The sequence below is a fragment of the Ruegeria sp. YTSA108 genome, assembly GCF_059610185.1.
Genome location: NZ_JBXWND010000004.1, coordinates 261,492 through 284,861, shown reverse-complemented (window position 1 = coordinate 284,861; position 23,370 = coordinate 261,492). Strand labels below are relative to the sequence as shown.

The 23,370-nt window shown below is 56.9% G+C and carries 20 protein-coding genes and 1 pseudogene; 14 read left to right on the top strand and 7 right to left on the bottom strand.

Going from position 1 to position 23,370, the window contains the following annotated elements:
* Positions 1-3 precede the first annotated feature (3 nt).
* The 7 genes and pseudogenes from AC2FHW_RS08525 to AC2FHW_RS08495 form a co-directional block, all read right to left on the bottom strand.
* A complete protein-coding gene (locus tag AC2FHW_RS08525) occupies positions 4-477 on the bottom strand; it encodes a hypothetical protein (protein ID WP_496697123.1) in 474 nt (157 codons plus the stop codon).
* 9 nt (positions 478-486) lie between these two features.
* A complete protein-coding gene (locus AC2FHW_RS08520; RefSeq protein WP_496786396.1) occupies positions 487-756 on the bottom strand; it encodes a hypothetical protein in 270 nt (89 codons plus the stop codon).
* A gap of 127 nt (positions 757-883) precedes the next feature.
* A complete protein-coding gene (locus AC2FHW_RS08515; RefSeq protein WP_496821776.1) occupies positions 884-1,549 on the bottom strand; it encodes a D-lyxose/D-mannose family sugar isomerase in 666 nt (221 codons plus the stop codon).
* Between the two features lie 16 nt (positions 1,550-1,565).
* Positions 1,566-2,492 carry a carbohydrate kinase family protein gene (locus AC2FHW_RS08510; protein ID WP_142636120.1) on the bottom strand — a complete coding sequence of 309 codons (927 nt, stop codon included), beginning with the start codon at positions 2,490-2,492 and terminating at the stop codon, positions 1,566-1,568.
* Positions 2,493-2,528: 36 nt separating this feature from the next.
* Positions 2,529-3,509 carry a glucokinase gene (locus AC2FHW_RS08505; protein ID WP_496728832.1) on the bottom strand — a complete coding sequence of 327 codons (981 nt, stop codon included), beginning with the start codon at positions 3,507-3,509 and terminating at the stop codon, positions 2,529-2,531.
* A 39-nt stretch (positions 3,510-3,548) separates the two neighbouring features.
* A pseudogene (locus tag AC2FHW_RS08500) lies at positions 3,549-4,853 on the bottom strand (GH1 family beta-glucosidase); the annotation flags it as partial.
* A gap of 2 nt (positions 4,854-4,855) precedes the next feature.
* Positions 4,856-5,887, bottom strand: coding sequence for a LacI family DNA-binding transcriptional regulator (locus AC2FHW_RS08495; RefSeq protein WP_496701951.1), 1,032 nt, complete (start codon positions 5,885-5,887; stop codon positions 4,856-4,858).
* A 223-nt stretch (positions 5,888-6,110) separates the two neighbouring features.
* Between AC2FHW_RS08495 and AC2FHW_RS08490 the strand changes: the two genes are divergently transcribed.
* The 14 genes from AC2FHW_RS08490 to AC2FHW_RS08425 all read left to right on the top strand — a co-directional run bounded on the left by AC2FHW_RS08490 (position 6,111) and on the right by AC2FHW_RS08425 (position 23,359).
* Complete coding sequence (locus tag AC2FHW_RS08490) at positions 6,111-7,379, top strand: ABC transporter substrate-binding protein (protein WP_496821774.1); 1,269 nt, start codon at positions 6,111-6,113, stop codon at positions 7,377-7,379.
* A gap of 66 nt (positions 7,380-7,445) precedes the next feature.
* Positions 7,446-8,453 carry a carbohydrate ABC transporter permease gene (locus AC2FHW_RS08485; RefSeq protein WP_142636127.1) on the top strand — a complete coding sequence of 336 codons (1,008 nt, stop codon included), beginning with the start codon at positions 7,446-7,448 and terminating at the stop codon, positions 8,451-8,453.
* Between the two features lie 3 nt (positions 8,454-8,456).
* On the top strand, positions 8,457-9,605 hold the full coding sequence (locus tag AC2FHW_RS08480; protein ID WP_271948732.1) for a carbohydrate ABC transporter permease: 1,149 nt from the start codon (positions 8,457-8,459) through the stop codon (positions 9,603-9,605).
* A gap of 9 nt (positions 9,606-9,614) precedes the next feature.
* The gene (locus AC2FHW_RS08475) at positions 9,615-11,270 is read left to right on the top strand and encodes an alpha-amylase family glycosyl hydrolase (protein WP_142636131.1); all 1,656 of its coding nucleotides are present in this window, start codon (positions 9,615-9,617) and stop codon (positions 11,268-11,270) included.
* Positions 11,271-11,273: 3 nt separating this feature from the next.
* A complete protein-coding gene (locus AC2FHW_RS08470) occupies positions 11,274-12,356 on the top strand; it encodes an ABC transporter ATP-binding protein (protein ID WP_142636133.1) in 1,083 nt (360 codons plus the stop codon).
* An 84-nt stretch (positions 12,357-12,440) separates the two neighbouring features.
* On the top strand, positions 12,441-13,193 hold the full coding sequence (locus AC2FHW_RS08465) for a sugar phosphate isomerase/epimerase family protein (RefSeq protein WP_496677230.1): 753 nt from the start codon (positions 12,441-12,443) through the stop codon (positions 13,191-13,193).
* Positions 13,193-14,239, top strand: coding sequence for a LacI family DNA-binding transcriptional regulator (locus AC2FHW_RS08460; RefSeq protein WP_496677227.1), 1,047 nt, complete (start codon positions 13,193-13,195; stop codon positions 14,237-14,239). The genes AC2FHW_RS08465 and AC2FHW_RS08460 overlap by 1 nt, the downstream gene beginning before the upstream one ends.
* A gap of 22 nt (positions 14,240-14,261) precedes the next feature.
* On the top strand, positions 14,262-15,011 hold the full coding sequence (locus AC2FHW_RS08455) for a basic amino acid ABC transporter substrate-binding protein (protein ID WP_142636138.1): 750 nt from the start codon (positions 14,262-14,264) through the stop codon (positions 15,009-15,011).
* 65 nt (positions 15,012-15,076) lie between these two features.
* On the top strand, positions 15,077-16,723 hold the full coding sequence (locus tag AC2FHW_RS08450) for an amino acid ABC transporter permease (RefSeq protein WP_282021733.1): 1,647 nt from the start codon (positions 15,077-15,079) through the stop codon (positions 16,721-16,723).
* Entirely contained in the window at positions 16,687-18,684 is a 1,998-nt protein-coding gene (locus AC2FHW_RS08445) for a beta-galactosidase (protein WP_271948746.1), read from the top strand. The genes AC2FHW_RS08450 and AC2FHW_RS08445 overlap by 37 nt, the downstream gene beginning before the upstream one ends.
* A 141-nt stretch (positions 18,685-18,825) precedes the next feature.
* A complete protein-coding gene (locus tag AC2FHW_RS08440; protein ID WP_142636144.1) occupies positions 18,826-19,950 on the top strand; it encodes an extracellular solute-binding protein in 1,125 nt (374 codons plus the stop codon).
* 116 nt (positions 19,951-20,066) lie between these two features.
* Positions 20,067-21,179, top strand: a complete 1,113-nt coding sequence (locus AC2FHW_RS08435; RefSeq protein ID WP_142636146.1) for an ABC transporter ATP-binding protein — start codon at positions 20,067-20,069, stop codon at positions 21,177-21,179.
* Between the two features lie 12 nt (positions 21,180-21,191).
* Entirely contained in the window at positions 21,192-22,112 is a 921-nt protein-coding gene (locus tag AC2FHW_RS08430; protein ID WP_271948748.1) for an ABC transporter permease, read from the top strand.
* On the top strand, positions 22,109-23,359 hold the full coding sequence (locus AC2FHW_RS08425) for an ABC transporter permease (RefSeq protein ID WP_142636150.1): 1,251 nt from the start codon (positions 22,109-22,111) through the stop codon (positions 23,357-23,359). Before AC2FHW_RS08430 ends, AC2FHW_RS08425 begins: the two co-directional genes overlap by 4 nt.
* Positions 23,360-23,370 lie beyond the last annotated feature (11 nt).

Here is a 23,370-nt window from a genome sequence, read left to right as displayed (position 1 = left end):
GTCTTATTCGTTCGGCGTTTCTTTCCGGCGCCGGGCGTATTTCAGCAGCATGCTCAGCAAGGCCGTGATGGCTTCGGGCGCCAGTACGCCAACCGGGTCGCGGCGAATTCCGGCTACGGTGTTTTGGACCTCGGCCAGGGATTCCCTGATTTCGGATTCAATGTCTTGCAGGGCCATATCCCGAAGTTCGACTGCGGCCGAGGCATCGCCGTGTTGGTTTATCGAATTGGCGAGCAGAACCAGAACCAAAGCAAGTACCAGATTGGTCCCCGCCACAAGTATCGCAGCAACGGGTTTCGACAGGGTCGCGGAAAGCCAGAAAAATCCGGCGAGATTCAGCATGATGATCGCCAGGCCCACCGCCACTCCGGCGGCTATGTAAAACCCGGCCCGTTTCACGGTGATCGCAAGCTGTGCGCGTGCGATCAAGCGTTCAGCGCGCAAAATGACTGAGACATTGCGGGATATGCGGCTCATGGGCGTCTCCTAGCGTGACCGGCCAAGCATGTAGCCTAGGGCAAAAATACCAGCGGCAAACAGAATTGATTTTCTGTGCGGCAGATCTTCGAATTCCTCAAGTATATCGTCAAGCTGTGTGGACCAGGATTCGAGGTTATCTGTAAGCCGGTCGGCGATGGTTTCGTGCGGCGGGGCGTCAGCTCCTTTATCTGGCGAAGCGTTTTTTGCCGGTGGCTGCTCGGCAAGTTGCCGTCGCAACTCTGCGATCTCTGCTTCAAGCTCGGCTTTTGTCACCATTGCTCAGGCTCCTTCCCGGCGGACCACTATCAGCGTGCCAGTATCGCCCATGGTAGACTGATTTTCCGATTTAGTAAAAGGTGCTTATCGGGTACAAAGCCGGTGCCAGCGCGCCTATGCGCCAATGTCAATAATCCGCAACCAGCAGGAAATCCGGGATGGCGTCTTCCTCGATTGTCGCAAAGCGAGGGATCGGCTGTTCGAAGACGTTGTCGGTTCGGTCGTCATTGACGGTAGACACTTCGCCAATCAAACAATCGCCTTTTTCCGCCCAGAACGCGTGCCAGATACCCGGCATCAAGGTCACGCTTTGACCGGGCTTTAGCCGCAGCAGTTCGCCAGGTCGAAGCGTCACAGGGCAGTTGTCGCTAGGCACGGTCACAGGGGTATCGCGGTCAATGCCGCCCTGAGGGTCTGAGGCGTAGATTTCCATCACCAGATCGCCACCGCCCCGGTTGATGATATCCTCGGCTTTAACGATGTGCCGGTGCATCGGCGAAAGCTGCTTGTCTCGCGACACCAGCAGTTTCTCGGCATAGAGCATGCCTTGCCCCTTGTTCAGATCGCTGACATCGCCATTGCGTAGGGTGAACAGGAACAGGCCAAGTTCGTCAAACCGACCCTGGCCATAGTCGGTTATGTCCCACCCAAGCCCGCGTTCACGGATACCGGCGGCCTGTTCGCTGCGCATTTTCTCGGGCGACCAATCCGCAAAGGGCGGCAGCACCGCGCCAAAGGAACGGATAAAGGCCTCGGCCTCGGATTTGATTTCGTTGATTTCGGAACGTTTCATCGGCTTCTTCGTTGGGTCAGAGTTCATGGGCCCAGGGCGGGTTTGCCCCGGCGCGCGCGACAGTTACAGCGGCGACTTCCGCCCCTTTCGAAAGGGCTACGCGCAGGGCGTTTGCTGGCAATGTGCGCAATTCGGATTTTGTTAAGTGGCCTGATTGATCTAGGGCGGACAAGACGCCTGCGTTGAAAGTGTCACCGGCGCCAACGGTGTCGACGACCTCGACCTTTTTTACGGGAACAGAAACGTCGGACCCGTCCGCCAGATACCCGATCGCGCCTTCGCTGCCCCGGGTGACGATCACCACTGAAGGTCCTGCCTGCAGCAACAGCGGAACTTTCTCAGCAAGGCTTTCTGGGCCCGGAATGATCCAGTTCAGATCTTCGTCCGAGACCTTGACGATATCCGCTTGCGCAATCATGCGGTTCAGCCGGGTGCGATACCGGGTCTGATCCCGGATGAAATCCGGGCGAATGTTTGGGTCCAACATGACGGCGCGCTCTGATCCAAAGCGGTCAAGCACCGCCGCATAGGCATCTGCGCAAGGCTCGCATGCCAGACTGATCCCGCCCAGATACAGCGCCGAGACCGAGGGCAGATGGGTTGGCATATCCTCTGGCGTCAACATCCGTCCGGCCGAGTTTTCATCGACGAAACTGTAGGCTGCCTGCCCATCCTTGAGCTGTACAAATGCCAATGTAGTCGGGCGGTCCGAGTGGATTACCCGGTCGGAGTCAACATGGCTGGCCTTGAGGGCGGCCATAAGCTGTTGCCCGAACATGTCAGAGGAAAGCCCGGTCAGTAGACCCACCGGCGTATCCAATCGACCCAGGGCAATAGCCGTGTTGAAAATCGCACCGCCAGAATGGGGCACAAACCCCAGTTCGCCCGAGATCGTGGGCGTCTCGATCATATCGATCAGGGCTTCACCACAGCATAGGATCATGCCGGGACCTTTCTGTTTCTGAAACGTGCGGTCAGACTACCGCCTTAGCGCATTTTTACAGAAATTGTTAGCGCCAACAATGCCAAATTCATCCTGTTCCGAGACATACAGGTTCATGGATCGGCGCAACTCGCTGAACCGGCCTCCGGCATTAAAGGCGTCTCGGAAGGCGTCCTTGAACAGCCAGCGGTTCTTTTCGGCCACGCCGCCCACAAGGAACACGCCACCGGCAGGCATCATGACGACCGCCAGATCGCCCATGACCGCGCCTAGATGTGTGGTGAACATATGCGCGGCCTTGACGGCATGGGCATCGGTTCCGTCGCGTGCATCCTGAAGGATATCGCGCGCGGTTCGGGGCTCGGCCTTTGCCCGACCCCCTGCCAGTTCGATGGCCTGATAGAGGATCGGCAAACCCGTACCGCTGAGAAACATTTCCGCCTCAAGTGTCAGGGTGTCGTCAAAAAAACACTCGGGGGCCACCAGCCGCGCGGCGTTGAATATTTCGACCTCGTCCTGACTTCGGGGCGAGAGGCCGATATGGCCGCCTTCGCCGGACACCGTGTGATAGCGGCCATTCGAATATAGCAGCGATCCGACACCTAGCCCGGTTCCAGGCCCGACGACCAGACGAGTGCCGGTCGGCGGATGCTTGACCCCTTGCAAGACTTCAACATTGTCATGGGAAATTTCGGCAACAGACCACGCAGCGGCAGTGAAGTCGTTGATCACAAAGGTATGTCGGGCGCCCGTTGCCCGGGCGATATCATCCTCTGACAGATCAAGTTGGGCGTTGGTCAGCCTGATTGTACCGTTGCGGACAGGTCCTGCCCCGGCGGCAACCACGGCCCGTGGGTCGGTTCCGATCTCGTCGCGCAGGCTATGAAAGGCCTCAAGCAATTCGGGCAGTTTGCCGGTGGGGTATTTGCGCAGGTCCGTCAGTTCACCATTGGTGATAACGCCAAGCCGCGTATTGGTGCCGCCGATATCGGCCACGAGGTTCCAATGGTCGTGCATGGCCCCAGCCGGTTGCGCCAGCGGTAAGGACACTGTGCTTCCCGTCAGGGCGTTTTGTACTGCGGTATAGGACGCCTTGGGTGTGCGCTCCATCGTCTGAAAGTCCACGTCCACAAGGCCGAACCGCTTCTCATATCCCAGCGCCCATTCGTAGTTGTCCAGCAGGGACCAGATGAAGTAACCCTTGATCGGCACGCCCTGTGCCAAGGCGTCCTGTACCGCCGATAGATGTTGGTTCAGATAGTCGATCCGGTCGCTATCCTGCTGCCGTTCGGGGCTGGCCATGCCATTTTCCGTCACCAGAATCGGTAGGTCCCCGGTGTAATCCTGCTTGGTGCGGGTCAGAAACCGGGTCAGGGCGGCGGGTTCGATCTCCCACCCCATCTGAGTTTTGGGCAGCGGGCCGGCGATTTCCTGCAGACTGGGCCAGGTGGTCTCCGAAGGCGCAATCAACTTGCGGGTATAGTAGTTCAGACCACACCAATCGACCGGCGTACCGATGATGTCGAAATCATCCTGCCAGCCAGCGGGCAGGTAGGGCTCTAACCCCTCCAGAACGTTGTCTGGATAGGCCTTGTTGAAAACGCCGCCCAGAAAGAACCGGTTGTAGATGCCGTCATACAGATCAGCCGCGCGGCGCGCTTCGGGGCTGTCATCTGCGGGTTCGGCCCATTCCAGGTTGAAAACCGCGCCCAGGTTGGACATGCCAAGGCCCCGCATCGCGTCGATGGCGCTGCCATGGGCCAGAAGGACGTGGTGCATTGCGCGGGCGGTTGCACGGATGTCGCGCAGACCCGGGGCGTGATGGCCTTCGAAATGGCTCAGCCAGCTGACGCACCACGGCTCATTTATGGGGGCGACGCTGTACATCCGATCGCCGATGCGGCCCATGATGACCTCGGTGAAATCGGCGAACCACCCGGCGATATCGCGATTGCGCCAGCCGCCCAGATCGGACAGCGGCGAGGGCAGCTCCCAATGGTAAAGCGTGGCGCAGGGGCGGATACCGCGTTCCAGCAGCGCATCGGCCAGCCGATCATAGTAATCCAGCCCGGCCTCATTCACCTGACCGCGGCCTTCGGGCAGCACCCGCGCCCAGCTGGTCGAAAACCGGTAGCAATCAAAGCCGCCATCGCGCACCAGATCCAGATCCTGCGGGAACCGGTTCAGGTGGTCACAGGCCAGATCCCCGTTTTCATTTCGCACAACATTGCCGGGGGTCCTGGCAAAGGTATCCCAATGGGTTTGCCCGGCCCCTCCCTGTGCGTGGCCTTCGATCTGATAGGCCGAAGTTGCGACGCCAAAGAGGAAATCTTTGGGGAAATCAGTGCGGTTGTATATCATATTCAGAACCTGTTGGGGGCGGGGCCGGTCGAGCCGCCAACTACCAGCTCAGCCTCCAGCAATCTAGTTTTGGCCGGGTCTTCGGGCGCATTTATTCGTTCGATCAGCATTTCGGCAGCTATTTCACCGGCCAACCGAACCGAGGATCGCGTGGCGGTGAAGATCGGTACATCCTGCCCGTTTTTCAGATAGGACAGGTCGTCATCATGGGCGATCACCGAAACATCGCGGCCCATCTGCAGCCCTGCTTCGTTCAATGCCCGCCGAACTCCGATGGCCGAAATCATCGACGAAACCAGGATGGCGGTCGGAGGGTTCTTAAGTTGAGCCATATCGCGCGCTTCGTGGTGGCCATATACCTCTGTCATCTCGGCGCTGCGCATCAATTCAGGGTCCGGTGACAGACCGGCTTGATTCAGGGCCTGCAGGTAACCGGCCCGGCGGCGTTGGGCGAAATCCATATCTTCAAGTCCGTTGATAAGGGCGATCCGTCGATGCCCCAGGTCAATCAGAAACTGGGTGGCGCGCATGAACGAGCTTTTGTTGTTCACATCAACCCAGTCATAGGGCGCGTCAATTCCAGTGGATCGTCCGTGCACAATGAAGGGCGCGCCCATGCGATTGAGGACTTCAATCCGCTGCTCGTTCACCTTGGGGCCCTGCAGAACGACACCGTCCACGGCACCACGCTGAAACAGGTCGCGATAAGCGCGTTCAATAGATGTGTCGTCGGCGCTGGTGAACATCATGTCATAGCCGTGTTCGGCATATCTACGAGCAGCCCCGGCGACAAAATCGCCAAAGATTGGGTTCACCATTTCATGCTGGGATGAGCTGGGAATCACGTGCCCGATCACGTGTGATCGACCTGTCGCCAGACCCTTGGCCCGGCTGTTCGGGCGGTACCCGTGTTTTGTTGCGGCGGTCTGAACCCTTGTGCGCGTGGCTTCGCTGACCTCAGGGTATCCGTTCAGCGCACGGCTGACGGTTGTTTGGGACAAACCAAGGATTTCAGAGAGCTGCTTTAGGTTCATATTTGTTCAAAGCGCCTACAAATTACTGCGTATTACTGTTTTTGCGGGCATTTTCTCCGGTGGTCAACAGATTTTACGAACATCTCGTTTGATATTTATATTTATGGGCCTTCGCAAAGCAATCGTTGACAGGTGGAGGCTGTTAGCGCATAAACTCACTCCAGCCAAAGCGCTTTGGAAATTTGAAACCTAAGGCGCGAGATATCGTTGGGAGGAGAAATTCATGAAACACTCGCTTTATGCTGGCGTTGCCGCATTTACCCTGGTCGGGGGCGTCGCACAGGCCGACAAGGTTACCGTATTCGGCCCGTGGCTGGGGCCGGACCAAGAGAATGTTGAAAAGGTTCTGGATGGGTTCGCGGCGGCGACCGGGCATGAGTACAGCTATGTCGGCTCGGACAGCTTTGAGCAGCAAATCAGAATTGATGCCGAAGCCGGATCGGCGCCCAACGTAGCAGTGTTCCCTCAGCCCGGTCTGGCGTCAGATATGGCCAAAGCAGGTTTCCTGACTCCCCTGAGTGAAGGAACCGCGGATTGGATTCGCGACAACTATGCGGCTGGTCAGTCCTGGGTGGATCTGGGAACCTACCAAGGTCCGGACGGGCAGGATCACCTATATGGCTTCTTCTACAAGGTCGACGTGAAGTCGCTGGTTTGGTTCGTGCCGGAAAACTTCGAAGATGCCGGTTATGAGATTCCGACCACGATGGAAGAGCTCAAGGCGCTGTCCGATCAGATCGTTGCAGATGGCGAAACGCCATGGTGCATCGGGCTGGGTTCCGGCGGAGCGACAGGTTGGCCAGCGACTGACTGGGTTGAAGACATGATGCTGCGCACGTTGCCGCCCGAAGATTATGACGCCTGGGTCGCCAACAAATTGAAATTTAACGATCCTAAGGTTGTCGCCGCGATTGAAGAATTCGGAGCGTTTGCGCGCAACGATGATTACGTGGCCGGCGGAGCCGGCGCGGTTGCAACGACTGACTTCCGTGACAGCCCGAAGGGCATGTTCAGCTCGCCTCCGCAATGCGACATGCACCGTCAGGCTTCGTTCATTCCGGCCTTCTTCCCTGAAGGCACGGTTGTGGGCGAGGATGCCGATTTCTTCTATTTCCCGGCCTATGAAGGCAAGGATCTCGGCAGCCCGGTCCTTGGGGCCGGAACAGTTTGGGCAATCACCAATGACAGCCCGGGCGCGCATGCGCTGATGAAATACCTGGAGACACCCGAGGCGCATGAAGCCTGGATGGCTCTGACCGGGTTCCTGACGCCGCACAAAGGCGTCGATACCTCGGTCTTCTCAGACCCAACGCTGAAGAAGATGAACGACATTCTTCTGGGGGCCACCACCTTCCGGTTTGACGGTTCCGACCTGATGCCGGGCGGCGTGGGTGCAGGCACCTTCTGGACTGGTATGGTCGACTATACGGGCGGAACACCTGCCCAGGACGTCGCCGACGAAATCCAATCCTCGTGGGACGCGCTGGACTAAAGCGTCTGAGATTGGGCAACCCGCTCTGCCGGGTTGCCCGAACCTATCGTCGCAAGGGAGAGCGGCATGCACCCGGCATTTCAAGGCCTGCTGACCATCGCCATCGGCGTGTCAGGTTGCGTGGGCTACTTCTATCTATCCAATCAGTTTCTGGACAAAGTTCTGTTCCCGCCTCGGGGGCCGAATGCTGGCCGGAATATCAACCGCGCGAACATGATCCGGCCTTGGTTGTTTCTGTTCCCAGCGCTGGCTGCTTTGGGCTTGTATCTGGCCTATCCGGTTGTCGAAACCCTACGCCTGTCACTGACTGATCGTGTCCCGGGCGGCGGCTACAAATGGGTCGGGCTGGACAACTATATCCAGATGGCCAAGGAGCCCAAGTTTTGGGAAGCCATGCGCAACAACATGTTATGGCTGATCGTGGTGCCTGCAATGTCGACAGCGTTTGGCCTATTGGTGGCTCAGCTGACCGACCGCATCCGCTGGGGCAACATCGCCAAGTCTCTGATTTTCATGCCGATGGCCATCTCGTTCGTGGGGGCCTCGGTGATCTGGAAGCTGGTCTATGACACCCGTCCGGTTGAGCAGGACCAGATCGGGATGCTGAACGCGCTTTACATCTTTTTCGGAGGGGTCGAGCCGCAGACATGGTTGACCATTCCCTTCTGGAACAGCTTTTTTCTTATGGTTGTGCTGGTCTGGATTCAGACTGGTTTTGCCATGGTCATCCTGTCAGCCGCCCTGCGCGGCATTCCCGAGGAAACCATCGAAGCTGCCATTCTGGATGGGGCCAATCCGTTCCAGATTTTCTTCCGTATCAAGGTGCCGCAGATCAAGACCACCATCCTGGTGGTCTGGACCACGATCACCATCACTGTGCTCAAGGTATTTGACATCGTGTTTGCCATGACAAACGGCCAGTGGGAAACGCAGGTTCTGGCCAATTACATGTATGACAAGCTGTTCCGCACCAATGACTGGGGCGTGGGCTCGGCTTCGGCCATGGTGATCATGCTGCTGGTGGCACCGATCCTTGTCTGGAATGTGCGCAATGCGCGCAAAGAGATGGAGTAGGCCATGAGCGAAATAGCAGGAACCAAACCCGCCCTTCGCTGGGCTGTCCATGCCTCGGTTCTTTTTCTGGTCGTGCTCTGGGTGGTGCCGACGCTGGGGCTGTTGATCTCATCCTTTCGTACTGCCGACCAGATTGCCACAAGCGGCTGGTGGCGGTCGTTGTTCCCATCCGAGCAGAACCTGACCCTGCGCGCTGCAGCACCTGAAACTCAGGTGCTGGAGAATGGCGTTTACGTGATCGAAGGCAACCTGTTCGAGGTGGGCACACAGGCGGCGATCTCAAAATGGGGCACCAGTTCCCGGGCGATTGATGATTTTGTACCCGGTGACACGGCAGAGCTGCGCAAGGGTGGCACGATCACGGTGGATGCCGACGGCAAATACCGGATGGAAAACACCGAAGAATTCACCGGCAGTCGCGGCACGCGCGTCTTTGTGACGGCGGAACTGCCTCCCGAGTTCACCCTGGCCAATTACCACAAGGTCCTGCTTGCTGAAGACAGCACTGACAGTATGGGGCGGGCGTTTTTCAACACGCTGACGGTCACGATACCGGCGACGATCATTCCGATCCTAGTAGCCGCCTTTGCCGCTTATGCGCTGGCTTGGATGGATTTCCCAGGTCGGGCACTGTTAATCGCCGCGGTTGTTGGCCTGTTGGTGGTGCCGCTGCAACTGGCACTGATCCCACTGCTGAAATTTCACCTGAGCATCGGAATTGAGAAAGGCTATCTGGGCGTCTGGATGGCCCATACCGGGTTCGGGATGCCATTGGCCATCTACCTGTTGCGCAACTACATGGCCGGGCTGCCGCGCGATCTGATCGAAAACGCACGTGTAGACGGCGCGACCGAGTTCCAGATCTTTACCAAACTGATCCTGCCACTCAGCTTTCCGGCATTGGCGTCTTTTGCCATCTTCCAATTTCTCTGGACTTGGAATGATCTGTTGGTTGCCAAAGTGTTCCTAATCGATGCGTCCGGCCAGACCACAGTGATGACAAACCGGATTGTCGAGCTGCTTGGAACGCGGGGTGGAAACTGGGAAATCCTTGCCACGGCGGCGTTCGTCTCGATCGCTGTGCCGTTGGCTGTTTTCTTCGCAATGCAAAAATACCTGGTCCGTGGTCTGCTGGCCGGGTCGGTCAAATAGAGGCGTCTGATGAACGTGCAGAACACAGCAGAACTTTCCAATGCAACCAAGGTGGCCGCTGACTGGTGGCGTGGTGGCGTCATCTATCAGATCTATCCGCGCAGCTTTCAGGACAGCAATGGTGACGGGATCGGAGACCTGAAAGGCATCACCCAGCGATTGGGGTACATTGCCTCTCTGGGCGTTGATGCGATCTGGATTTCGCCCTTCTTCAAATCTCCGATGAAGGATTTCGGATATGACGTCAGCGACTATCGCGATGTTGATCCGATGTTCGGCACGATGGAGGATTTTCGGGACCTGCTGGATCACGCCCATGCCCAGGGGTTGAAGGTGATGATTGATCTGGTTCTGTCGCACACGTCAGACCAGCACCCTTGGTTCAGCGAAAGCCGCGCCAGCCGTGAAAACGCCAAATCCGATTGGTATGTCTGGGCCGATCCAAAACCGGACGGTACGCCGCCGAACAACTGGTTGTCGATTTTCGGGGGCTCGGCCTGGCAGTGGGACTCGCGACGTTTGCAGTATTATTTGCACAACTTCCTCACCTCGCAGCCGGATCTGAACTTTCACTGTCCGGATGTGCAAGACGCCTTGCTGGATGTTGCCAGGTTCTGGCTTGATCTGGGTGTCGATGGGTTTCGTCTGGATACAATCAACTTCTATTTCCACGACGAACAGTTGCGAGATAATCCTGCCCTGCCCGTCGATCAGCGCAATGCCTCAATCGCGCCGATGGTAAACCCGTATAACCATCAGGACCACCTGTTCTCCAAAAGCCAGCCCGAGAACATTGCCTTTCTGGAACGCCTGCGGGCCCTGACCGATCAATATGAAGGTCGCGCCTGTCTGGGCGAGGTGGGCGACGCACAGCGCGGGCTTGAGATAATGGGCGAATACACCAGCGGTAATAAGCGCATGCACATGTGCTATGCGTTTGAGTTCCTTGAAAAGCGCGCTTTGACTGCCAGCTATGCACAGCAGGTATTTGATCAGCTCGAGGACAAAGCAGGTGATGCCTGGCCTTGCTGGGCATTTTCGAACCATGACGTGGAACGTCACGCGTCGCGCTGGCGTCTGGACGATGCAGCCGCCAGACAGCATGCAGTTTTGATGATGTGCATGCGCGGCTCGGCCTGCTTGTATCAAGGCGAAGAGTTGGGCCTGCCCGAGGCGGACGTGGCCTTTGACGATCTGCAAGACCCGTATGGCGTCGAATTCTGGCCTGAGTTCAAGGGCCGCGACGGATGCCGGACGCCGATGGTTTGGGCTGCGCAGGATGAACAATCGGGCTTTAGCACCGGCAAGCCTTGGTTGCCTGTCAGTGACCCTCAGGCCGAGCGTGCCGTGGATCGATCAGAGGCTGAGCCCAAGTCCATGCTTCACCACTATCGTCGTGCGATTGCATTCCGCCATGCCCATCCGGCTTTGATGTTGGGGGCGCAAAAGAACATGACGCAGATCGGGACCGTTTTGACCTTCACGCGTGAAGATCAAGCGGAAGAGGTGTTCTGCGCATTTAACCTCGGTACCGAACGTTCCGAAGTAATCTTGCCAGGCTGGAACTGGCGCGTGATCGGAGAAGAGCTGGGTGGCGTCGCGGGAACGGGGACAGTGTCTCTGGGTGCTGCACAATTCTGCCTGCTGTTGAGGGAGAAGGAATAAACCATGTCAGAGCTAAACCTCACAGATGTAGCCAAAACCTATGGCAATGTGGATGTTCTGAAGAACATCAATCTTGAGATTGAGCGGGGCGAGTTGATCGTTTTCGTCGGGCCTTCGGGCTGTGGCAAATCCACCTTGCTGCGCATGGTCGCCGGGTTGGAAAAGATCTCGGGCGGAACGCTCGAGATTGAAGGGCAGGTGATGAACGATGTGCCGCCAGCACAGCGAGGTATCGCGATGGTGTTCCAAAGCTATGCGCTGTACCCGCATATGACCGTTCGCGAAAACATGGCCTTTGCGCTGAAGATAGCCAAAATGCCGGCGGCTGAAGTTGGCGCCGCGGTCGATCGGGCGGCCCGCATCCTACAGCTTGAACCTTATCTGGACCGGTTGCCCAAAGCGCTATCCGGTGGTCAGCGTCAGCGTGTCGCAATCGGGCGCGCCATTGTTCGCGACCCCAAGGTTTACCTGTTCGACGAACCGCTTTCGAACCTGGACGCGGCGCTGCGTGTCGCCACCCGGATCGAAATCGCTCGCCTGAAAGAGGCGATGCCGGACAGCACGATGATCTATGTCACCCATGATCAGGTCGAAGCGATGACATTGGCCAGTCGGATCGTCGTGCTGGCCAACAAGGGGATCGCTCAGGTTGGGACGCCGCTGGAACTATATGAGACGCCCGACAATGAGTTTGTCGCGCAATTCATCGGTTCACCAGCAATGAACCTGCTGCCCGGAGTGATCACTCAAACTGGTGCGCAGACTGTCGTAAAACTGGACGGTGGCGGAAAGGCCGTTTCGGCGATTGCAACCGAGGCCGATGACGAAGGCAAGCAGGTGAAGATTGGCGTGCGACCCGAAGATTTTGTGTCTGTTGACGGCGATCCAATTCTCGAAGGAGTCGTGGACTTTACCGAAGCCCTGGGTGAGGTGACGTTATTATATTTCGCGGTCGAGGATGGGACGGATGCCCTTATTGCCAAGCTTCCGGGCGTTCAGAAGAATATGCGGGGCAAGACCGTGATGGTCTCTGCGAATCCTGACAAGGTTCATTTGTTCCATCAGGGTGTTTCCATGCGGAAATAACCCTTTCCAACACGGTTCTTGACAAGACCCCTGATGCTGTTTCAACTTGATTGAAACGTTTCATTTTGTGGTAGAACCGTGGAAATGCGAGTTTCAGCGCAGTTATACACAGTCCGGCAGGTTGGGGATTTGGCGGCCCAGCTTGACTTGGTGCGTGCCTGCGGGTTCACCGATATTGAAACGGTCGGGTTCCACGATCTTACCCCCAAGCAGGTTACCAATGTGGTTAGACAGGCTGGTTTCACTGTTCGATCGGCCCATTTTGACTGGGAAGAATTTGAAACACGGTTTGATGACATTCTTAGAATGCTTGAAGCTTTGGAATGCCCTGTGGCGGTCATGCCTTGGCTGTCGCCCAAGGCTCGGCCCGGCACCGCCGAGGGGTGGAAGGCAGTGTCGGGCCGGTTGGCGAAATGGGCTGATGCCCTGTCTGCCGACGGTGTGCGCCTTGCCTATCATAACCACGATTTTGACCTTGTCGATCTTGGGCAGGGCTCGCCATTGGATATGGTCCTGTCGCATGAGGCCATTGGATGGCAGCCGGATATCGGTTGGCTGTATTCGGCGCTTTCTGACCCCGCTGCACTGCTGAGCCGTTATTCCGACCGGATCGTTTCCGTCCATGCTAAAGACGTTGATCCATTGGCCGGACAAGGCGACGAGCGCTGGCGAAATCTGGGGCAGGGGGTTGTGGACTGGCCTCTGGTCCTGCGTGTTCTGGCTGACAGTCCCTGCGCTGACCTTTTTGTGGAACATGATGAAACTGCCGATCACGCGCAAACATTGCAGACGGGACATGACCTGTTGATGCGAATGCGCAGCGTTGAGGTGACATAGTGGCGCGCGCGACGATCAAGTCGATTGCAAAGCAGACGGGGTTTTCTGTCGGAACCGTCTCGAACGCGCTGCGTGGTGCGGAAACCGTCAAGAAAGAAACGCGGCAGCAGATTCAGTCCGCCGCCGAACAGCTTGGATACCGGGTCAATCTGGACGGGCTGAAGCTGCGGACAAAAAAGTCCTATCGCATCGGCGTTCTGGTCAGCGTGTCACCTGATTCAGATGAAGAATGGGAAGGTGTCGAATTCACACGCATTGTTGCGGGTATTTCGCGGGCTTTGAATGGGTCGCGTTATGAACTTGGTGTTCACAGCGTGGCGGGCCTGCAGGGAACGATGGCGACGCTGAAGGAAATCGTTCAGAACGGATTGGCGGACGGGGTGATATTCTCGGGTACGCGCCACGCCGATCCGCGCATTGCCTATCTGCAACAGAATGGTTTCCCCTTTGTCACCATGGGTATGAGCGACAGCGGCAGATCACATGCCTATGTCGATATCGACAGTCAGGCAGCAGGTCACGATGCAACGCAACGATTGCTAGCCTTGGGGCATAGCCGGATTGCCCTGGTGAACCCGCCGGATGACCTGGTTTATGCGACGCAACGCCGAACGGGCTATGCCCAGGCGTTCAGAGCGTCCGGTCTGACCGTTGACCCGGCCCTGATCTTCAGCGGGCCTACGACCGCACGAACGGGGTATAATGCCTTTGAGGCTTTGATGCGGCTATCCGACAGGCCAACCGCGATCATCTGCGCGAACGAAGCCATGACCTTGGGTGTGCTTTCTGCTGCCCATGCGGCGGGTGTTGAGGTCGGTCGCGAACTGACCGTGATCTCGACCGATGATCTGCAACTTAGCCGTTATTTTGTCCCTCCGCCCAGCACCTATTACGTCCCTATTGAGGAAACCAGTCGATTGCTGGGTGAGTATATGCTCAAGGCTTTGGACGGGGTTGACCCGTCCGAAACACAAAAAAAGATCAGGGCCATTTTGATCGAGCGGCAACCTGACACAGTCGCGCCGGAAGCGGCGCTAAACACCTGAACCAACAAAGGAGTAACCGGAGATGTTAAGAAACCTATTTGCCGCCGCCGCCTTGACCGCGCTTGCCGCGCCTGCTGTGTTTGCAGCGGATCTTGAAGGGCGCGTACTTAAGATCGGAACAGATGCCACCTATCCGCCCATGGAGACGGTCGATGAGTCCACGGGTCAGATTGTGGGATTTGATGTCGATGTCATGAATGCGATCTGTGAAAAGGTGAACTGCGTCCCGAATTTCGTAAATACAGCCTGGGATGGGATCTTTGCCGCGCTTCAGCAAGGGGAGTTCGACCTCGTGATCTCGGGCGTCTCGATCACGCCTGAACGCGAAGAAAACATGGATTTTTCCGAGCCTTATATCATTGTAAGTCAGGCGATCCTGCTGCAGGTCGACAATGCTGACATGACGTTGGATGACTTCAAAGCAGGTGGTCAGAAGCTAGCCGCGCAGACTGGCACCACCAATGCCCAGCTGGCCGAAGAACTGGTGGGACGCGAGAATGTCAGCCTGTATGACAATTTCTCTGCTGCGATCCTGGCGTTGCAGAATGCTGACGTACAGGGGGTAATCATTGATGGAACCTCGGCATCGGCATATGAACAGGAATTTGCCGGGGAATTGGCTGTAGGCATCACAGGCCTTCAGTCTGATCCGCTGGGTATTGTGTTTCAGGAAGGTGACGCAACCGTTGACGCCATAAACGAAGGGCTGGCCGCCATTCAGGCTGACGGTACGATGGACGCATTGGTTGCCAAATACTGGGGCACTGATTGAGCCGTTGAAACCCTTTCTGACCCGGCGGGAAAACCTGCCGGGTCACGCATAACCCGAGGGACGCCATGATCCGCCTAAGCTCGATCCGGCCGAGTAATCTTGTTTTGCTCGCCGCTGCCCCGTTCATCATCTACCTGTTTGCCTCATCCTCGAAATATCTGAGGTCATTGGTTGCCATTTTGGGGATTGGTGAAAATGCGGGGCCCATTTTTGTTGGGTTTCTTCTGATACTGGCCGTGGCCATATTGACCTATCTCTCGGCGCGCCGCATCCGGTTTCAAACCATCGCGCCGAACTGGTTGAGGATTGCGGCGGTTTTGGCAATCCCGGCCTCGGCCGGGTTGGCGATCCTTGGACTTTTCCAGCCTCAGGTGCTGATGCCCTTTGCGGAATCCGTCTTCTTTAATGCGCTCAGCGAAAATACGTCTGAGTTCATTGACCGATCTTCGCAACCTTGGGTCTTGTTTCCCGAGATCGTCGCAAAGGTGCAAATGAGACTACAGGCCCTGCTGGTAGGGTTTGCGATGGTGGTCGCGGTGATCCCTCTGACGGCCCGTTTCCCACGATCCATGAAAGCCTATGTTCAGATTGGACTCGAACTGCTGACCGGGCTGGTTTTGTTTTACCTGTTGTTTCTTGCGCATTGGCAATTTGCGACCGGGGTCGCGATAACGTTCCGTGCAGCGATCTTTGCCTATATCTTTGCGGCCATTATGGGTCTGGTCTGGGTCGGTTTGCAGTCCTTCAAGCCCAAAGCTCGGACAACCGTTGTCTATGGGTCCATCAGCCTGACACTATTGGCCGTGTCGGCGTTCTTTTTTATGCAACCAAAGGTGAGCTTTGTTCTGGTTGGCAGTACTGAAGCAAGAATTGCCATTGTTCGGGGTACGCCGCAGGCCCAGGCGGATTTGATCCGGTTCGGAGAGTTCGACGGAGGTGAAGGCCAACAGTATCGCATTCGCAGCGCCCCCGATGCCGCCTCTGCGCTGGATCAGATCACAACCGTCGACAGCGTATCTGGTGCTTTTGTTCCGGCCGGCGTTCATACGCAGGGCTATCCGGTGATCTGGCAATCCAGTTTTCTGCCGGACAAGTTTCGTAACCCGGCGCTGACTTTTGCGGTTTTTGGGTTTTTGCTTCTGACACTGACGGTCGGAGGCGCACAGCATAAGCTACATCCGCTGGCTGTAGGGGCCGAGTTTTTTGTCGATACCATTCGCGGCATTCCAATGCTGGTCATCATCCTCTATATCGGCTTGCCGCTTGCCGGTGCGGTCAAGGATGCGACAGGTGGCGGCATCGACATGACCAACATGACTCGCGGCATCATCGCCATTTCCATAGGGTATTCGGCCTATATGGCCGAGATTTTCCGATCAGGGATTGAGGCCATCCCACGAGGTCAGATCGAAGCAGGCGGCTCGCTTGGGCTGTCCCGCTGGCAAACTGCCCGGCTTATTATCCTGCCACAGGCATTGCGCATAGTGACGCCACCTTTGGGCAATGAATTTATCGCGATGATCAAGGATACCTCATTGCTGTCCATCCTGTCGGTCCGCGACATGACTCAGCGCATGCGCGAGTTTCAGGCCTCAAGTTTTCTGCCCTTCGCACCATTCAACACAGCGGCGATCCTCTATGTCGTGGTGACGCTTGGTTGCGCTAGTTTCCTCAAATGGATCGAACGCCGCAGCGCACGGGAAAACCGATGAGCAGGCTTGAGCTGGGCGTTTGCTATTACCCCGAGCAATGGGACAAATCGCAGTGGCGCGACGATGCTAAGCGCATGGTCGATATGGGTCTGGATTGGGTTCGGATTGCCGAGTTTACCTGGGGCCTGATCGAGCCGGAAAGAGGCCGGTTCGAATGGGGCTGGCTGGACGAGGTGATCGGCATTCTGGGCGATGCTGGTTTGCGCGTGATGATGTCGACGCCTACGGCTGCACCTCCGAAATGGCTAGTGGATGACTGCCCTGAGATTCTGCCAGTGGGGCCGGATGGCCGGGTGCGTGGGTTCGGGTCGCGCCGACACTATTGTTTTTCCAGCGATATCTACCTGACCGAGGCCCGTCGGATCACCACGGAATATGCCCGTCGATATGGTGAAAATCCATTTGTTTGTGCCTGGCAGATCGACAATGAATATAACGATCACGATACGGTTCTGAGCTATTCCAATGCCGCTCGCACCGGTTTTCGCAGATGGTTGCAAGACCGCTATGGCACGATTGAGGCGCTTAACCGAACATGGGGGACAGTGTTTTGGGGGTCGCTCTATTCCGATTTTGATCAGATCGAACTGCCTATAAGTTTGGTGGCCAGCCCGAACCCGACCCATGCTCTGGATTTTGCCCGCTATTCTTCGGACCGGGTGCGGGATTTCAATCGCGCTCAGGCGGATATTCTGCGCAGGTTTGCGCCGGGCCGCGATATTACCCATAATTTCATGGCAGGCAGCTTTGAGTTCGACCATCACGCTGTTGCGGCGGATCTGGATGTAGTCGGTTTTGACAGCTATCCGCTTGGCAACCTGTTGGGATCGTCGCTGTCTGATGAAGACAAACGTCGATACCTGCGAACAGGCGCGCCGGACTATCAGGGGTTTCACTGCGATTTGTATCGCAGCCAGGGCAGGGGCCGAATGTGGGTTCTGGAACAACAGCCCGGCCCGGTGGACTGGGCCGAAAAGAACCCCTCACCAGCGGATGGGATGGTCAGGCTTTGGACGTGGGCCGCTTTTGCCCACGGTGCACAGGCAGTGATGTTCTTCCGATGGCGTCAGGCGAAGTTCGCGCAGGAACAATTCCACACGGCGCTTCTGCGATCGGATGGCAGCCCGGATCAGGCCGCGCTTGAACTGGCGCAGGTTGCAAAAGAGCGTGCTGCCCTGCCGGAAGTCACCCGGCAGAAGGCAGCTGTGGCAATTCTGTTGGATTACGAATCCATCTGGGCTGCAGATATCCTGCCGCATGACGACGCATTCCCGAATGCCGGGATTTTCCGGGTTTGGTATGCTGGCCTGCGTGCATTGGGGGTCGATCTGGATTTCGTTGGTCCCGATGATGATCTGACGGGGTATTCATTGATCGTATTGCCGCAAAACATGATCATCTCGCCAGATCTGGCAAAGAGATTGCACCACAGCCAGGCCAAATTGCTGATCGGTGCCCGTGCGGGCAGCAAGACTGTGGACATGTGGACCCCTGAAAATCTCGCTCCCGGAGAGTTGGCCGATCTTGCAGGGATAAAAGTCATACGCGTCGAATCCCTGCCGGATCTGGCGGGTGAATCCGTAAGCCTCGAGAGCACCGGAACCTTTGATTTTAAAGGCTGGCGGGAAGTCATCGAGACCGAAAATCAGGTAATCGCGCATTTCGTAAGTGCTTACAGGGCTGGCAGCCCGGCGATTGTGCAATCGGACCGGGCTATGTATCTGGCGATGATCCCAAACGGGCCGTTGCTACGGGCGATCCTGATTAAAGCGCTGACATGGGCGGGCCTTCCGATACGGGAATGTGGCCCGGACCTTCGTGTTACACAGCGGGGTGACCTCGGCTTTGGGTTCAACTTCGGGGCTGCCGCACAGGTTCTGCCGGATGACGAAAATCGGCAATATATTGTTGGTACTTCAGAAATCCCATCCTATGGTGTCTCAGTCTGGAAGTGGAAGTAAACCAGAGCTTGCGGACATGATTGCAAACTGGACCTATGAATTCTGCAAACTGTCCCTTTTGGACTGACAGCTTTGCAGCAACCCTCTAGCCTGTGATTGCATAACAATAGGACTGAAAGTCCAACTATGGGAGAATCGAATATGGCCGAACGGAAAAACCTTTCCAGACGTACTATCTTGAAGAGCGCAGGGGCGGCAGCACTTGCTGCACCGCTGTACAGCAAAAGCGCGCTGGCGTCCTCGGGTGAGATCAACATCTTGATGTGGTCCGATTACCTGCCGCCAGCATTCTTGCAGGAATTCGAGACACTGACCGGAATTAAGGTGAACTATACCGGTATCGGGTCGAACGAAGAAATCATCAACAAGATGAAGGCCACCAAGGGTCAGGGTTTCGACATCGTGTCGCCGACCAATAACCGGTCTTTGCAGTGGGAACCGCTTGAGCTGTTGCAGCCTTTTGACATGAACAAGGTTCCGATTGATCTGGTGAACCCGGCGATGGCCGCGATTGGTACAGATGCCTGGAACTTTGCCGACTCGGGCGTGCACTGGTTGCCGCATATCTGGGGCACCGAAGGCATCGCATATCGGACTGACCTGTGGCTGCCTGAAGGTGATGCACCGTCCTATGGCGATGTCTGGTCCGAGGCAAACGCAGGTAAGACCATGGGCCGCGCGCACTCGATGATGCTGGGCGCAGGCCTGTACATGGAGCGCGCAGGCGAGATGGAGCCCGGTTCCGTCTGGGCCGCTTATGGCGACGAAGATACCATGCGCAAGGTTTGGGGTCAGATCGCAGATTGGTGTATCGAACGTAAGAACCGCATCAAGCTGATCTGGAACGACGCCGACACACAGAAGAACGGTCTGTTGAACGAAGGCGTGATTGTTGGCCAGACATGGGATGGCCCGCCGCTGGCACTTAAATCTGCAGGTGAGCCTGTGCATTATCAGGCTCCGGTTGAAGGGGCGATGGCCTGGGTTGATGGTATGGCAATTCCAACAGGTGCTGCCAATATCGACCAGATCTATGCCTTCATCGACTTTGCCTACCAGGCCAAACCGGCCGGTGTTGCGATCGACAGCCACGGGTACAACTCGCCCGTTCTGGGTGCCGACCAATATTCGGGCGACACCTACAAGAAGAACTTCGCCGAAGCCTATCCGGGCGACTCGCTGGCCAACCTCAACCCGTGGCCGGCCGAAGCGCCTTGGTATGCGGAAACCCGGACCGAGTTCGTCAACAAGTTCAAAAGCGCCTGATAGCTTTTCAAAAAAGTGCCCTCCGCCAAACGCGGGGGGCTCCCAACCCGCACGCCACTGCGTGACGGAACCCATTTGGGTGCGCACCACCAGCGCATCAATCGGAGATACCAAAAATGAGTGCAGGGGTCGGTGTAGATCTTGAAAACCTGTGGATCCGTTTCGGCGATTTTGTCGCGGTGCGGGACGCAAATGTGAACATAAACGGGGGCGATTTCTTTTCGTTCCTGGGACCATCCGGTTGCGGCAAGACAACGATTTTGCGCGCTGTTTCGGGGTTTCTGGACCCCAGCGAGGGTAAGGTTCTGATCGGTGGTAATGACATGCGCGGCATCGGGCCCAACAAGCGCCCGACTGCCCTGATCTTTCAGAACCTCGCGCTGTTTCCCCTGATGAAAGTCTGGGAAAACATCACTTTCTCGATGGAGATCAAAGGCGCCAGCGCGGCCGAGCGCCGCAAGCGGGCCGATGAGCTGTTGGACATGATCGCGCTGCCGGGACAGGGTGACAAGCTGCCCAGCGAGCTTTCGGGTGGTCAGCGTCAGCGCGTGGCGATTGCCCGCGCCCTATGTGCCGAACCCGATGTACTGCTGCTGGACGAACCGCTTTCGGCGCTGGACCTCAAGCTGCGTCAGCATATGCGCACCGAGCTGCGCGAAATTCAGAAGCGTGTCGGTATCACCTTCATCTACATCACCCACGACCAGGGCGAAGCGCTGACCATGTCGGACAATATCGCCGTAATGCGTGCAGGAGTGATCGACCAGATTGCCGATGGCAAGACAATTTACAATGACCCAAACACGGCTTTTGCGGCGTCGTTCGTTGGCGAAAACAACGTTTTCCGCGGCAAGATCAAGCAAGTCATGGGAGATGAGGCGCTGATTGCAACCAACCGATCCGGCGATCTGGTTGCACGGATTTCCACTGTAAATCAGGGCAAGCTGAAAGAAGGCGATGACGCGATGATGTTCATTCGCCCCGAGGCGCTGGCGATTGCCCCGGACGGTGCAGTGGGCGACCATTTTGTAACCGCCCGCGTGAACCATGAAGAATTCGAAGGTAACGCCTTCAATATTTTCACCGAAGGCGATGGCGGCAAGGAAATTAAAGTATCGCTGCCCAATCTAGGCCAATCTTTCGATGACCATACCGGGCAGACCATCACGTTGGAATATCAGACCCATAATGCGGTTCTGGTTCCAGCGGGTGAGCTGGCTGCGGAATAAGGGGACCAAGATATGCCCCATTTCCTGAAGGAATTCTTCAACCGCAACGGCCTTGGCATGGGTCTGATGATACTGGGTTTGGTCCTGTTCTGGACCATCGGCCTGATCATCCTGCCGCAGCTGTCTATGCTGGATTTCTCATTCCGGCCAAACCTGCCCCCGCCCGAGATCGGGGGGCCAAAAGATGTCTATACGCTGGAGAACTACAAATACCTGATCTATGGCCCGGAAGGCGGCAGCCAGGACTATAACGCCGTCGATCTGAGGGTGTTTTTCCGCACCCTTCTGGCCGCGGTATGCGTTACGATTTTCAACCTGATCCTGTGCTATCCGATCGCCTATTATCTGGGTCAGTCCAAGGGCAGTCACATCCGCATCTTTGCGATCATGCTGATCATCCCCTACTGGATCAATGAGATCCTGCGCGCCTTTGCCCTGCGGATCATCTTTGGCGAAACCGGTGTACTGAACACGCTGTTCACTGGGCTGGGGGTCTGGGATATGCCGTTTGATTTCATCCGCAATGACATCGCGCTCTATGCCGGGCTGGGCTATGCCTATATCTTGCTGATGATCTTCCCGATGTATAACGTCATAGAAAGTCTGGATAAAAACCAGATCGAGGCGGCGCGAGATTTGGGAGCCCCCTGGTGGCGTATCCATTGGCGCGTGGTCATTCCCTATGCCAAGCCAGGGATCAGTTCGGGCTGTACTATGGTGTTCATGCTGTCCGCGGGTGCGCTGGCCGCGCCGCAAATTCTGGGTGGGCCGTCCTCCCTGTGGTTCACGCAGCTGATCTATCAGCAGTTCAACGACAACAATGACTGGCCGCAGGGTGCCGCCTACGCCATCGTTTTGCTGGTGACCTGTATCTTGTTCGTGCTGGCAGTTATGCGCCTGTTCAAGGTGAATATGGGGGATATCGGGAAATGAATTTGTCCTTCCTCCGTGTAAGCATCTGGGTCTACCTGGTGCTGTTCTTCCTGTACCTTCTGGGTCCGCTGGTGATCATGTCGGTCACGGCCTTCAACTCGTCCGAATTCCCAAGGATGACACCGTGGGAGTGTCTGACCTTCCAGTGGTTTGGCGAATTGTTTCAGGACCAACGTATCCTGAACGGCATCAAGAACTCACTGATCATCGGCGCCGGAACGGTGGTTCTATCGGTGGCGATGGGTCTTGCGGGCGCGCTGATGCTGACGCAGATCTGGCCGAAACTGCGCGCGACCTACTATACGGTCATCATCGCGCCGATCCTGATCCCGGGCGTTGTTCTGGGTATCTCGACACTGGTGTTCTGGGACCGGATCAACCGGATGTTGGGCTTGGGTGCCGACAGTTTCCTGTCAAACGGGATATTCCTGACGGTGATCGGCCAATCCACCTTTATCGCCAGCTATTGCATGCTGGTGCTGGTGGCACGGTTGCAGCGCTATGATATGGCGCTGACCGAGGCCGCGCTGGATCTGGGTGCAACCCATGCTCAGGCGTTCCGCAAGATCATGCTTCCGTTCATGCGTCCGGCGATTGCCAGCGCGGCAGTGCTGGCGTTCTTGGCCTCGTTCGAGAACTACAACACCACCACCTTCACCTTTGGTGAATACCCCACGCTGACCATCGAACTGGCGCAGAAGGTGCGCTATGGCATCACGCCCTCGATCTCGGCGCTGGCCTTCATCATCGTGGCGCTGACGGTGTTCTTTGCCCTGCTGAACGAGGCCAAGCTGAAGCGACAGGAACTGGTGGCTGCTGCACGCAAGAACGCCACGGTCGAGGAACTGGCGGGCAAGATCAAGCTTCCCAGTTTCTTTGCCGGGAACCTTGCTGCGGTTCTGCTGGTTGTCTTTGCGGTTGCCACGATCACTGTGGTCGGAACCGCAACCGCCTATAATCCGGCTCAGTGTGTCGCAGATGTCAAAGAGCAAAAGCGCCTTGAAGCTGACCTGCGTATTCAAGAGCTGCGCAAGCAGCGCGAAGAACAGCGCAAAAAGCGCGAGGCGGAAGCGGCTGAGCAAGAGGGAGAGGGTGCGCAGGAATCGGCCCCGAAACCCTCGAATAACAGCGGTTTCGGCAATGTGTTTGCGCCGAATACTCTGGGTGACGAAGAAGAGGATTCTGGTACTGAAACGCCTTCGGGCAATGGCGGTGCCTTTGATCCCAACAGTTTGCAGGCGAACTAAGCGCCTCGCAG

What these genes read in the sequence shown, in the direction of transcription:
- AC2FHW_RS08490 (WP_496821774.1), top strand. Translation starts at nt 6,111, where the DNA reads ATGAAACACTCGCTTTATGCTGGCGTTGCCGCATTTACCCTGGTCGGG.
- AC2FHW_RS08495 (WP_496701951.1), bottom strand. Translation starts at nt 5,887, where the DNA reads ATGAACCTAAAGCAGCTCTCTGAAATCCTTGGTTTGTCCCAAACAACC.
- AC2FHW_RS08455 (WP_142636138.1), top strand. Translation starts at nt 14,262, where the DNA reads ATGTTAAGAAACCTATTTGCCGCCGCCGCCTTGACCGCGCTTGCCGCG.
- AC2FHW_RS08465 (WP_496677230.1), top strand. Translation starts at nt 12,441, where the DNA reads ATGCGAGTTTCAGCGCAGTTATACACAGTCCGGCAGGTTGGGGATTTG.
- AC2FHW_RS08435 (WP_142636146.1), top strand. Translation starts at nt 20,067, where the DNA reads ATGAGTGCAGGGGTCGGTGTAGATCTTGAAAACCTGTGGATCCGTTTC.
- AC2FHW_RS08525 (WP_496697123.1), bottom strand. Translation starts at nt 477, where the DNA reads ATGAGCCGCATATCCCGCAATGTCTCAGTCATTTTGCGCGCTGAACGC.
- AC2FHW_RS08445 (WP_271948746.1), top strand. Translation starts at nt 16,687, where the DNA reads ATGGATCGAACGCCGCAGCGCACGGGAAAACCGATGAGCAGGCTTGAG.
- AC2FHW_RS08425 (WP_142636150.1), top strand. Translation starts at nt 22,109, where the DNA reads ATGAATTTGTCCTTCCTCCGTGTAAGCATCTGGGTCTACCTGGTGCTG.
- AC2FHW_RS08430 (WP_271948748.1), top strand. Translation starts at nt 21,192, where the DNA reads ATGCCCCATTTCCTGAAGGAATTCTTCAACCGCAACGGCCTTGGCATG.
- AC2FHW_RS08510 (WP_142636120.1), bottom strand. Translation starts at nt 2,492, where the DNA reads ATGATCCTATGCTGTGGTGAAGCCCTGATCGATATGATCGAGACGCCC.
- AC2FHW_RS08475 (WP_142636131.1), top strand. Translation starts at nt 9,615, where the DNA reads ATGAACGTGCAGAACACAGCAGAACTTTCCAATGCAACCAAGGTGGCC.
- AC2FHW_RS08515 (WP_496821776.1), bottom strand. Translation starts at nt 1,549, where the DNA reads ATGAAACGTTCCGAAATCAACGAAATCAAATCCGAGGCCGAGGCCTTT.
- AC2FHW_RS08480 (WP_271948732.1), top strand. Translation starts at nt 8,457, where the DNA reads ATGAGCGAAATAGCAGGAACCAAACCCGCCCTTCGCTGGGCTGTCCAT.
- AC2FHW_RS08470 (WP_142636133.1), top strand. Translation starts at nt 11,274, where the DNA reads ATGTCAGAGCTAAACCTCACAGATGTAGCCAAAACCTATGGCAATGTG.
- AC2FHW_RS08505 (WP_496728832.1), bottom strand. Translation starts at nt 3,509, where the DNA reads ATGCACGACCATTGGAACCTCGTGGCCGATATCGGCGGCACCAATACG.
- AC2FHW_RS08485 (WP_142636127.1), top strand. Translation starts at nt 7,446, where the DNA reads ATGCACCCGGCATTTCAAGGCCTGCTGACCATCGCCATCGGCGTGTCA.
- AC2FHW_RS08520 (WP_496786396.1), bottom strand. Translation starts at nt 756, where the DNA reads ATGGTGACAAAAGCCGAGCTTGAAGCAGAGATCGCAGAGTTGCGACGG.
- AC2FHW_RS08450 (WP_282021733.1), top strand. Translation starts at nt 15,077, where the DNA reads ATGATCCGCCTAAGCTCGATCCGGCCGAGTAATCTTGTTTTGCTCGCC.
- AC2FHW_RS08440 (WP_142636144.1), top strand. Translation starts at nt 18,826, where the DNA reads ATGGCCGAACGGAAAAACCTTTCCAGACGTACTATCTTGAAGAGCGCA.